The organism is Clostridium sp. 1001283B150225_161107_B6 (genome assembly GCF_015556325.1).
Classification (GTDB): Bacteria; Bacillota; Clostridia; order Lachnospirales; family Lachnospiraceae; genus Enterocloster.
The window spans coordinates 162222-174400 of the sequence record NZ_JADNMD010000005.1; the positions used below are offsets into that span (position 1 = coordinate 162222).

Genomic DNA, 12179 nt, shown 5'->3' on the forward strand with positions numbered 1-12179 from the left:
CTGCTTCTGCCTGCTGTCCCGGCCAGACTTCAGGTGCCCAGGCGTTTCCTTACATTTGTCTGGACAGCCCAGATTGCCAGCTGGGTGCGGTCCCGCAAATCCAGCTTGTTCAGTATGGTGCTGAGATAATTGCGCACCGTCCCTTCAGACAGCTTAAGGGTTTCCGCTATCTCCCTGTTGCTGGCCCCCTTTTCCACCTGGGCTATGATTTTCCACTCTGTCTTTGTAAGCTCGTCCACATTCTTATCACCCACAAGTATGGTATAGTCCGCCTGGGCCATCTGTGAAAACAGCCTCAGCACCTTGGCTGCAATGTCCGGGTTAATCATGGCCCATCCATTGTATACCGTGGTAATGGCATTGGCCAGTTCATCCATGGACACGCCCTTTAACAGATACCCGCTGGCCCCGTATTTCAGGGCATTGTAGACATACTCGTCATCGTCAAAGGTGGTGAGTATAATAATCTTAATCTGAGGATAATTTTCCTTTATGATTTTCGTGCACTGCACCCCGTCCAGCTTGGGCATCCGGATGTCCATCAGTATGACATCCGGCTTGTTCTTCCTTACGCAGCGGATAACCTCCTGGCCGTTGGACGCCACATCTGTAACCATTATGTCGGACCTGCTGTTGAGCACAATCTGCAGGCTCTGGCGAATCAGCTCCTGGTCGTCCGCAATCAATACTTTAATCATAAGTCTCCCCCCATCGGATTGGTATCCTTGCATTTACAGTAAAACCGCCGCTGCCGTCAAATGTCACAACACCGCTCAGCATCTTAATCCTCTCCTTCATGTGCTTTGTTCCGAATCCGCTCTTTATTTCCCTGCACCCGATGCCGTTGTCCTTGATTTGCAGAAGGATGTCCGTATCCTCCTTCTTTATGGTAATCCATATCTGGCTGGCATGGCCGTGGCGCAGGGCATTGGTGATTCCCTCCTGGATGACCCGGTAAATGGCGTTTTCCTCGTCCTCGTCAAATTTCAGGTTCTTCACCTGGCAGTCAAAGTACACCCTGGCGCCGGACACAGCGTTCATGTCCGATACCATCTTGCTGATGGCGTATTCCAGGCTGAACCGCTCCAGGGCATCGGGGCGCAGCTGGCTGACAGAGCGCCGTATTTCCTTGATGCCGTCCCTTGTGACCTTGGAAATAAGCTCCAGCTGCTCCTTTGTCTGCCGGGGCGACGTGCCTATGGTGGCCAGGCAGGCGTCTATGCCCGCGGCAATGCCGGTCAGGGTGTGGCCCAGGGTATCATGGATTTCCCTGGCCAGACGGTTTCTCTCCCTTGTCTCCGCCATTTTTTCCGCCATCACGGAGTACTCTTTAAGCTGTTCATTCACTTCCTGAAGCTGCTCGTTAAGGGCATGTATCTCGTCCAGGTTTCCCTGCTGCTGGTTGATGATATTCACACAGTATACCACAAACATGATTACATTCAGGGATATCAGGATATTGTAGCTGCTGAGCAGGTACTGCTGGGCGGAGGCATTGTAAAATGCAATGTAATCCTGTATGGAATACAGGCGGTAGGAAATGGAAAGCAGTTCGTAATCAGCCAGGATAAAGCTGCCGATAGCCACCGCCGCCAGGAAATACCTGGATTTCCCGTTTTTGGCATAGAGAATGACATTGGAAAATACCAGCAGCAGGATACCGTTATAATTAAAATTCAAAAGTATAATAATGGCAAAACAAATGGCAAAATCAGCCACAAGGCTGAACAGAATCACCTTACTGTTGTCCGGGAACAGCCGGTCCCGCACAAACATACTGCCTGCCAGCAGAGCCAGAAGAAGGGCGCAGAGCCAGATGTTCCGGCAGGGATACCAGACAATGGCCTGGATGCCGCTTAAAAACTCCCTGGCCACATAGCTGCGCCGTATGTTTTCAATTGTGGCATATATAAATATGCTGAGTCCCATTACGGATATCACATTAAGCGCCAGGATTCCCAGCTGCAGGATGCGTACCCGCCTGTTATCCATATTCGTATCCATATCCTCACTGCCACCCGTCTATTTCAAATTCATGGAGATTGTCCCTGGTAATCATGGTGCTGGGCAGGCTTATGTATTTCTCCACCGTCTCCCCGTCCAGATAACGGTAAGCAGTCTCAGCCGCCTTCCTGCCTATGGACCTGGGACTCTGGGCACTGGTTCCTGTCACATACCCCACATCCAGGATTGCCTTAAAATCCGGAGAGCCGTCGATTCCATATATCAGGACCCCCTCCTCCTTCCTGGCCTGCTGCAGGGCTGCCAGGGCTCCCAGGGCCGTGGGGTCATTGCCTCCCAATATTACGTCAAAATCAATGTCCCGGCGCAGAAGGTCAGCCATCACATGGGATGACACCTCAATCTCTCCTGCCGCTGCCTCCCTGTATACCACCTGGTAGTTGTCATTGCCCTCTATGGTGTCCAAAAAGCCCTGTTCCCGGTTAGTAATGGAGGTCTGTATGGGATTGTCCAGTATCACGATTTTCGCCTTGTCCTTGCGCTTCATCATATCCAGGGCGCAGAGCTGGCCTGCCTGGTAGTTATCCGTCTCTATAATGGAAATCACGGAATCCCTGTCCTTCACCACCGTATCCACGTTGATAATGCCCACCCCCGCCTCCTTGCAGGCATCCAGGGCAGGCTGCACCTTTTCCCAATCCACAGGATTCAAAAACAGCATCTGGATACCCTCGTCTATCATCTCCTGAATCTGCTGGTTCTGCTTTTCCTGGTCCTGAAGGGGGTCCCTGGTAAGAAGGATATCGCCGTTGGCTTCCACCACTTCTTCTATCCCCTGGTTGAGGACATCAAAATATGGATTATTCCTGGTCATATAGGTTGCCCCGAACAGCCTGGCCTCATGCTGGCGCCCGCTTCCGTCCGGGCGGCCGCAGCCCTCCACCAGGAGCATGATGCCCGCTGTCAGGATTAACAAACCTGTTCCTATCTTCATCTGCTTCCCGCCTCCCTGTCTCTGACTTCATTTCCCGGATGCCTGGTCATATCCCCGGCTGCCCGGTCACGCTCCCGGTCCGGTCCTTTCCCATTATACCGCAAACATGCGTATCTGTAATATCTCATGGTAACTTTTTGAAAAACTTTGACTTCGACAAAAAGCGCCCCACTGCCGTGAAACGCTTTTGCCGCAAACCAGGCTTTATTCCGCCTTTTTGTTTCTCAGGTAATCCACAAAAACAGCCAGGAGGATAACGGTTCCCTTTACAACGTACTGCCAGAAGGAATTCACATTCAGCAGGTTCAGGCCGTTGTTCAGAACGCCGATAATCAGGCCGCCGATGATGGTTCCTCCGATTTTACCGGAGCCGCCTGCCATGGAGGTTCCGCCCACCACAACAGCTGCAATGGCGTCCATCTCGGCTCCGTCGCCAGCCGTGGGCTGGCCGGAATACATACGGGATGCCAGGACCACGCCCGCAAGTCCTGCCATGATTCCCGAATAGGTATGTACCAGGAATTTTACCCTGGCCGTACTGATGCCTGAGAACCTGGCTGCCTGGGAGTTTCCGCCCACCGCGTAGATATGGCGTCCCAGCTTTGTTTTATTCATGATGATAGCCGTGATAATAAGCACTGCTGCCAGAAGTATGACCGGCGTGGGAACGCCGCCCACATACCCGGCGCCTAAGAACTGCCACTCCTTTGTGACCACCCGCACCGGAGAGCCGCCCGTATACACATAGGCCAGCCCCTTTGCCACATTCATGGTGGCCAGGGTCACGATAAAGGGCGGTATGGTTGTCCTTGATATGACAACGCCGTTAAACATACCCACCGCCATGCCCACCAGCACGCCGCACAGCACGCCCGCTGCTATGGGAAGGCCGTAACGGGACACGCAGCCCGCTGCAAAGCAGCCCGAAAGGGCGATAATGGAACCCACGGACAAATCAATGCCGCCCAGGATGATAACCATGGTCATGCCGCAGGCCAGGAACAGGTTGGACGATATCTGACGCAATACGTTGAATATATTTTTCTGGGTCAGGAAGGAGCCGCTGGTCTTTGGGAACACGGATAAGAAAATACACAAAATAAGCAGGGCCCCGATAATGCCGATATTATCCTTAAAATATTGTTTTACATTTTTCTGCAATCTGGTTGTCATTTGACTTTCCCCCTTTTCTTACTTTGCCGCCAGCTTCATGATTTGTTCCTGGGTGACGCACTCCTCATGGCTGAAGCATCCGGTAATCCGGCCATCGCACATGACATAGACCCGGTCGCTCATGTTGAGGATTTCAGGCAGTTCGGATGATATCATGATGATGGACATACCCTTTTTCACCAGCTCGTTCATGATTCCGTATATCTCAGATTTCGCGCCCACGTCCACGCCCCTGGTGGGCTCGTCCAGAATCAGTATCTTAGGGGAGGTGGCCAGCCATCTTCCAATCATTACCTTCTGCTGGTTGCCGCCGGACAGATTCCCGATAAGCTGTTCCTGGGACGGGGTCTTGGTATCCATCATCTCAATATACTGCCGGGTAATCTCCTCCTCCTTGTCCGCATCCACCCAGATGCCCTTTATAAAGCGTTTCAGCACCTCGATGGTGGAGTTAAACCGGACGCTCTGCACCTTATACAGTCCCTCCTGCTTCCGGTCCTCAGGCACCAGTGCAATACCGTATTTCATGGCGTCAATAGGGGATTTGATGGACGCCGGCCTCCCATCCACGCTGATACTCCCCGTATAACCGGGCGTCAGTCCGAAGATACACTTCATTGTCTCGCTTCTTCCAGCGCCAACCAGCCCCGCAAAACCAATGATTTCCCCCTCATGCAGTTCAAAGCTGGCCCCTTTGACCATCTTTCCGTCTGCAATATTCTCACATTTCAGTACCACCCTGCCTGGCTCCATGTAATCCCTGGTGTAATACTTGGTCAGCTCCCTGCCCACCATCATGGCGATAAGATGGTCCCTTGTGGTATCCTTTACCACCTCAGTGCCCACGTAAGTTCCGTCCCTCAGCACGGTCACCCGGTCGCATATCTGCTCCAGTTCGTCCATCTTATGGGATATATAGATGATTCCAACGCCTTTCTTTGTCAGCTCCCGCATGGTGCTGAACAGAAATTCCACTTCCTTGTCCGATATGGATGAGGTGGGCTCATCCATTACCAGTATCCTGGAATGATAGGAGATGGCCTTTACGATTTCCACCATCTGCTGCTGGGCAATGGTAAGGTCCTTAACCAGCGTCCCCGCTTCAATGCCCATATGATATGCATCCAGAAGCTCCTGGGCTTCCTTCTCCATGGTGTCGTGGCTGACCCAAAGCCCTTTTGACGGCTCCCTGCCAAGAAAAATATTTTCCGCCACAGTCATGTGAGGCACCAGTACCAATTCCTGGTGGATAATGGAAATTCCGTTGCTATGGGATGCATTTACCCCATCAATGGCTGCTTTTTTTCCGTCAATGAAAATTTCACCCTGTTCCGCAATGTAAATACCGCCCAGGACCTTAATCAGTGTGGATTTACCTGCCCCGTTTTCACCAAGCAATGCGTGGACCTCACCGGCCCTCAGTTCCAGGTCCACCCCCTGAAGCGCCTTGACGCCCGGAAATGATTTGTGGATGTTCTTCATTTGAAGCAGAACTGTTTCACTCATAATCTCACCTGCCTGTTCTTCTATTCATATGGTTCGTGACAGAGTTTCCTGCCGTACGCTGCTGTTTTGGCCTGTCAGTTAAAAAGTGCCTGGCCCCCGAAGGGGCCCAGCACTTTTCAGACTACTCTCTTACTGCCATCCATCTGTGCCATACTTATCTACATTTTCTGATGTAATAAGGAAGGTTTCTACCGGATATCTTGATTCTACCTTGTCGCCATTTAAGTATGTATACATGATATTTACTGCAGACTGTGCAATCTTAACAGGAGACTGGGCGCCGCTTCCCTCAATCAGGGATTCTCCGGAAGCCATCTCTGCCTTGATGTCAGGAGAGCCGTCCACGCCGTAAATCATGCAGTCTGTAAGACCGGCTGCATTGGCTGCTGCCAGCGCTCCCAGTGCAGTTGGGTCGTTGCCGCCGAAGATGGCAACCACGTCGCCGTGCGCCTGCAGCAGGTCTTCTGCAATGCCCATGGAAACCTCCAGGTTGCCTTTTGCATCCTGCTGTGCAACAATATTAAAGCCTTTTCCTTCAATTGCATCTAAAAATCCGTTGGTCCTGTCCGTAACGGAATTCATGGTAGGAGAATCCAGTACAATAATATCCCCGCCCTCCGGGCATTTCTTTACAAGGTCCTCGCCGCAGACCTTGCCTGCATTATAGTTATCGGAGCCGGTGTAGGAAATCAGGTAGGACATATCCGCTACCTCTGTGTCAAAGCCCACAATGGGGATTCCTGCTTCCTTAAGCTGGTCAAGGGCCGGAAGGATTCCCTCTGCCTCTGCCGGATTCATGAACATGGCGTCAATGTTCTGGGAAATCAGGTCCTCTACCTGGGTAATCTGAAGGGTAACGTCATTGGCCGGGTCTACTGCAATCAGCTCGTCCCCGTTGGCCTCAACCATCTCCCTCATCCTCTTCTCAATGGTGACAAAGAACGGGTTGGTTCCGTCCATGCAGGTATAGCCGAATTTATAATGCTTGTCCGGGTCCTTCTTCTTTACATCGGCAGATGCCATATCCGTCACTGCCGGCGCCGCAGCTGCCTCTGTCTCTTCCTTGCTCTCCCCTGCTTTTTCAGGCTCAGCGGCCGCCTCCCTGGCCTCCTCTGTGGTCTGTGCCTGTGCGGCCGCCTCTGTGGCGGCTGCCGTTGTCTGGGAGTCCCCGCTGCTGCATCCTGCCAGTGCAGAACCTGCCATTGCTGCGCACATCATCACTGCCAACAGCTTCTTAGTACTTTTTTTCATAAGTTGCCTCCTTCTGCAAAATGTTTTGTTGTTTTTGCCGTAATCAAATCTTATCACGCTTTTCTTTTTAACACATGTGCACAATGTAATCATTTTTACATGACATTTGTCATATATTTTCCCATCACTTTTACTTTTTCAGATTCCATTGACGCAAATTTTCATCGTTTTGCACAACTGCCCGCCCCGGGGTACTCATTGCACAGAAGGCGGTAAGGCGGCTCATCTTCCTCTATGACTGGAAAACGGCCTGCCGGCAAATAGAAACGGTTGTCCCGGTTATCGTCATTGCACATGGATACCTCCCCCAGCAGCACGGGTCCTGTTCCCGGCTCCAGGCGGAAGTCATGATACAAAAAAGGCTGGATGGTAATGCTCTCCCCGGGGCGCAGCCGTATCTGCGTGCCTGCCGGTACCGTATATTCCCGTCCGTCGCTGTGTATCAGGACATCCGTATCTGCCAGACCTTCTTCTTTATCGGCATTGTATACGCCTATGAGTACATTGCCGCCGCCCCGGTTGATGATATCCTCCATCTTATTCCAGTGAAAGTGCATGGCGGCAGACTGTCCTTCCTTCATGTACAGCAGCTTTTCCGCATATGGTTTTGTATACTTATCCATGGACACATTGCCGTTTCTCAGCGTGATAAGGGAGAACCCCACTTTGTCAAAATCCCCCATTCCAAAATCCGTGATATCCCATCCCAGCATGTTATCCCTGACTTCATCATACTCATGTCCTTTTTCCTTCCATTCTTCTGGCGTAAAACAGCAGAATGGGGGAAGTTTAAAGGAACATCTGCCAACCATCTGCTCCATGTCCTTAAGGGCCCTGTTAATTTCCGAACGTTTCATGTTTTTCCTCCTTTTCCGTCTCATTCCAGATGGGAAAATACCCTGATTGTGTGAAGCACATCCTCCTTCATGGCCTGGATTCCCCACCGCGTCACATCGTGGAAAAATACATGTTCCCCGGCTGTCCTGCATTTCTCCTTTACATACATGCCCCCTGCCTTGGCCAGGTATGTGTAGTAATTGATTTTCCTGACGCCGTTGGCAATACATTTCTTAAAGTCCCTGTCGCTGACCCCGGAGCCGCCGTGCATCACAATGGGAATGCCGATGCTTTCCCGAATCCTGTGTATCCTGTCAAAATCCAGCCTGGGCGCGGTCAGATATAGGCCGTGCACCGTGCCGAAGGAGCAGGCCAGGGCATCTATCCCGGTGAGGGCGGTAAAAGCCCGGGCCTGTTCCGGGTCCGTGTAGCAGCCTTCCACCGCCTCTGCCTGCTCTCCTTCCCCCACACTGGAGAACTCCTGCCTTCCCATGGCGCCAATCTCAGCCTCCACGGAGGCCCCCCGGTTTCCGGCCATTTCCACGGCAATCTTTGTGTTTGCCGCATTTTCCTCAAAGGGCAGGACGGAACCGTCGTACATCACTGAGGTGAATCCCATTTCCAGCGCCTCCTCCAGGATTTCCAGCTTATCGCCGTGGTCCAGATGGACACATACAGGCACGGAAGATTTTTCCGCCATCATCACCATTACAGGGCCGATGACCTTAAGGGGGATAATGGACTCATGAACCGGAGCAAACTGCAGGATAACCGGCTGCCCCAGTTCCTCAGCCGCACCCAATACAGCCTGGATGCCCTCCAGGGACGTAATGTTGAAGGCGCCCACCGCTATTTTTTTTGCATCTGCCAAATTTAAAATTGCTTTCATTGAAACTAACATGTTTATAATCTCCTTTCTTATGGCCGGATAGCCTTCTGCTTTTCCCATCCTGCCTTTATCTTCTGCCGCAGCTCATCAAAGGACAGAAGGCCGCTGAGGGCATCGTATGCCGTGACGCAGGATGCGCCTGTGGCAGCTGCCAGCCGGACGCATTCAAGCGGCGCGCAGCCGTCCAGCATGGCCTTTATAAAGGCAGCGATGCTGGTATCGCCTGCCCCTGTGCCGGACAGAACGCAGTCCGGCACATAGCTGTCCTCAAAATGGCTCACATCTTCCCAGCCCGCAAAATCCGGCAGACACTCCTTCCACACCGGTCCAGGAGCTGTCTTAAGGTACATGCCCGCTGCCCCGCATTTCAGAAGGACGCATCTGGCCCCCATGGACAGAGCCCTGGATGCCAGCGGCTCCACGTCCTCCTTCAGCGACAATATTCCTGTGACATCCTCTCCCCCTGCCCTCTCCTGCCATCTGCAGTACATGGGGCGGTCCAGCATGTATCCCAGTTCCTCAATACTGGGCACAAAGAAATCCACATAGGGCAGAACCCGTTCCAGTATGGTTTCCCAGTCCTTGCCCGCTGCTTCTGAGTCCGGGTCCACTGCAACCAGGTCCAGGGACGTGGTAAGCCCCATGGATTTTATCTTTTTGTAGAGCCTTACCAGTTCCTCCCCGTCATCCTGGTAAAACCTGCGCATGATTGGCGGATAACCAAAATGAAAGTGGACTGCCTCCCCTGCTTTCTGAAGGTCCACGTCCTCATAGCCAAAGGTATCATTGCAGCCCGGGTCATGTAGGAAAAAGCGGTCCAGTCCCCTGGGCGCCAGCACTATGGTATAGGATGTGTTCTCTCCCGGAACCTGGGTGATGCAGGTTTCACAGCCATGGGCCCTTATCATGTCCTGCAGCGCGTTTCCAAAATAATCATCCCCGATTTTAGCCATCAGAACCACGTCCGCTCCCAGGCGCTTAAGCCCCAGGCCAGTGTTGGAAACAGCGCCGCCCGTGCACATCATGGCTTTTCCCACCTTAAGCAGCTTTCCCGGCTGGAACAGCTCAGACAGCTTCTGTTTTCCGCTGTTTTGGAAAACCGGTGTAATGTCCAGGGAAATATGCCCGGCCACTGCTATTTTTTTATTTTTTTCTCCCATCTTACTTCCCCCTTCCGCCCCCAATCATAGCAGTTTTCAAACATAAATCCAATGGTTTGTGTACAATTATTACATAGGTAATATTCATTATGACATTTGTCATGTACATATTGCACAATGCAAAAAAATATGGCTGCGGCTAATCAGCGGCAGCATAAAAAGGCCCCGGAGGGCCGTTAAAATCACGGCGCCCCCAGGGCCTGGTCAAACAATGATTTAATTGATACGGGCAAATTCCCGTTTTTGCTTGCTGCCGGGCCGTCCACTCCGGCTGACCCGCCATTTATCCGGGCTTTTGCCCTGTCACACGGCTCACGCAATCGCCGCAGCGGTCTGTCCCCTGTCCCCGGACCACTCTATGGCGTCATAGGCCTGGGCAATGTTCAGCATATGGTCACCGATTCGTTCATAATCAGTAAGCATTTCCGAATACAGGATGGAGGACTCCACATTGCAGTTGCCCTCCCGCATACGGTCAATCTGGTTCTGGCGGAACTTGCGGGTTATATCGTCAATCCTCTGTTCAATCTCAGCCACCCTGGACAGCGGTGATTCCGCGTCCCCGGCAGCGGCTGCCATCAATAGCTCCATGCCTTCCCGGCAGGTTCCTTCCATGGTGGCGAATTCCTTCCTAGCATATTCTGAAAACTGAAGTCCTTTTTCCTCTATGGTTTCAGCATATTCCGCCAGGTTCATGGCATGGTCGCCGATTCGCTCAATATTTCCCAGAATGGTATACATCCGGTTCAGGGTGTCAATATCCTTGGGCGTCTGGTCCAATACGAGTATCTTGGAGATTTTCTGGGAAAGTCTCATATTGCTCAAATCAATCTCCTCTTCCCGGTCCGTTATGGCCTGGATTCCCTCTGAGGCCCCGTCCTCCACCGCCTTAAAGCTCTGGGATACATTTTCTGCCGCTGTCGCCAGCATCACCTGAATCTCATCGTGAATCTGGTTAATGGCAATGGTGGAAATACCCAGGTGGTGCTTGGAAGCCATTAGACCCTCAAACCACTGGTCGGCATCCTTAACAGGCACAGCCTTATCCGGAAGGATTGCAATGGCAATCTTCTCCAGAAGCGCGCCAAAGGGCAGAAGAATCAAGGTAGTGCTGATATTAAAAATGGTATGGACATTTGCAATCTGGGCCACCGGATTATCAGGGGTAAGGCCAATCACAAAGTCCGTAAACGGAGTCAGGATGCACAGGGTCACGAACAGGGCTGTGCCAATCACATTGAACATCAGGTGAATCAGCGTGGTGCGCTTTGCATTGCGGCTGGTTCCCACAGAGGCCAGAAGGGCCGTGATGCAGGTACCGATATTCTGTCCGAACAGCACAAACACGGCGCTGTGAAGGTTGATAACACCGCCCATGGCCAGGGCCTGAAGAATACCCACAGACGCGGAGGAGGACTGGATGATGGCCGTGAACACCGCGCCTACCAGGATTCCCAAAAGAGGATTGGAGAACTTGGTCACCATATGGATAAAGGTCTCAGAATCCCTCAGCGGAACCATGGCATCGCTCATCATGCCCATGCCGATGAACAGGACACCGATACCGGCAATGATGCCTCCCACATGCTGTACCTTTTTATTTTTTACGAATATCAGGGACATAACGCCCACAAAGGCAATTAACGGAGCCAGCGCCCCTATGTCCAGGGCAATGAGCTGTCCCGTAATAGTGGTGCCCACATTGGCACCCATGATAATCCATACAGCCTGCTTAAGTGTCATAAGACCTGAGTTAACGAATCCAACGGTCATGACGGTTGTGGCTGAAGACGACTGAATCAGGGCCGTGATTCCGGCGCCCACCAGCACTCCCAGAAAACGGTTTGCCGTAAGGCGTTCCAATATCTGCTTCATACGGTTTCCAGCCACAGCCTCCAGATTGGTACTCATCATCTGCATGCCGTACATGAACAGGGCCAGGCCGCCCAGCAGGCTTAAAACCAATTCTACTCCCATGTGTTTTCTCCTTTTGTCCGAGGAAATAAGCTTTTACTATATTATCATTTAATGGATAATCCGGTGTATTCCCGGCAATTTCCGGTAAAAATGGGCAAAAATAGGGCATAGCCCGCTATCCCAAACCAAAAATTGCAGGTTATGCCTCCTTTATCACACGCTTGCGGCATCCGTCACACAGGGCCTTTCCCATGATATCTATAGCCTCTTTTCCTGATTATTTACCATATCTTTACGACTTCTTTACACATACTCATTATACGGGATATTTCATATGTCGTCAATATCGTTTCCCGCCAGTAATGTAAAGTCTATGTAAATTATGTGTAAAATTTCTCCCGGAGATACATATATTTACAATTAATCTCCGGAACGGAACCGCAGTATTATCCGATTATTGAGTATATTGTTTTTCCATTTTTATGCTGAT

At 51.7% G+C, this 12179-nt stretch carries 11 protein-coding genes; all 11 read right to left on the reverse strand.

Translation table 11 applies throughout. The annotated features are described in order from the left end of the window. Positions 1 to 29 precede the first annotated feature (29 nt). The 11 genes from I2H39_RS14180 to I2H39_RS14225 all read right to left on the reverse strand — a co-directional run bounded on the left by I2H39_RS14180 (position 30) and on the right by I2H39_RS14225 (position 11749). The gene (locus I2H39_RS14180) at positions 30 to 698 is read right to left on the reverse strand and encodes a response regulator transcription factor (RefSeq protein WP_195626758.1); all 669 of its coding nucleotides are present in this window, start codon (positions 696 to 698) and stop codon (positions 30 to 32) included. Continuing rightward, positions 691 to 2004, reverse strand: coding sequence for a sensor histidine kinase (locus tag I2H39_RS14185; protein ID WP_138311742.1), 1314 nt, complete (start codon positions 2002 to 2004; stop codon positions 691 to 693). The genes I2H39_RS14180 and I2H39_RS14185 overlap by 8 nt, the downstream gene beginning before the upstream one ends. Before the next feature lie 4 nt (positions 2005 to 2008). Next, complete coding sequence (locus tag I2H39_RS14190) at positions 2009 to 2956, reverse strand: sugar ABC transporter substrate-binding protein (protein ID WP_195626759.1); 948 nt, start codon at positions 2954 to 2956, stop codon at positions 2009 to 2011. Further along, positions 2953 to 3084, reverse strand: a complete 132-nt coding sequence (locus tag I2H39_RS29500; RefSeq protein ID WP_275892412.1) for a hypothetical protein — start codon at positions 3082 to 3084, stop codon at positions 2953 to 2955. Before I2H39_RS29500 ends, I2H39_RS14190 begins: the two co-directional genes overlap by 4 nt. A gap of 76 nt (positions 3085 to 3160) precedes the next feature. After that, positions 3161 to 4129, reverse strand: coding sequence for an ABC transporter permease (locus I2H39_RS14195; protein WP_138311740.1), 969 nt, complete (start codon positions 4127 to 4129; stop codon positions 3161 to 3163). Between the two features lie 18 nt (positions 4130 to 4147). Next, on the reverse strand, positions 4148 to 5635 hold the full coding sequence (locus tag I2H39_RS14200) for a sugar ABC transporter ATP-binding protein (protein ID WP_138311739.1): 1488 nt from the start codon (positions 5633 to 5635) through the stop codon (positions 4148 to 4150). Between the two features lie 129 nt (positions 5636 to 5764). Then, entirely contained in the window at positions 5765 to 6886 is a 1122-nt protein-coding gene (locus I2H39_RS14205; RefSeq protein ID WP_138311738.1) for a sugar ABC transporter substrate-binding protein, read from the reverse strand. A 161-nt stretch (positions 6887 to 7047) separates the two neighbouring features. Further along, complete coding sequence (locus I2H39_RS14210; RefSeq protein WP_195626760.1) at positions 7048 to 7743, reverse strand: D-lyxose/D-mannose family sugar isomerase; 696 nt, start codon at positions 7741 to 7743, stop codon at positions 7048 to 7050. A gap of 20 nt (positions 7744 to 7763) precedes the next feature. Continuing rightward, a complete protein-coding gene (locus tag I2H39_RS14215; RefSeq protein ID WP_195626761.1) occupies positions 7764 to 8624 on the reverse strand; it encodes a class II fructose-bisphosphate aldolase in 861 nt (286 codons plus the stop codon). Positions 8625 to 8641: 17 nt separating this feature from the next. Further along, positions 8642 to 9772, reverse strand: coding sequence for a carbohydrate kinase family protein (locus I2H39_RS14220; protein WP_138311735.1), 1131 nt, complete (start codon positions 9770 to 9772; stop codon positions 8642 to 8644). A 312-nt stretch (positions 9773 to 10084) separates the two neighbouring features. Further along, positions 10085 to 11749, reverse strand: a complete 1665-nt coding sequence (locus tag I2H39_RS14225) for a Na/Pi cotransporter family protein (RefSeq protein WP_195626762.1) — start codon at positions 11747 to 11749, stop codon at positions 10085 to 10087. Between the last annotated feature and the right edge of the window lie 430 nt (positions 11750 to 12179).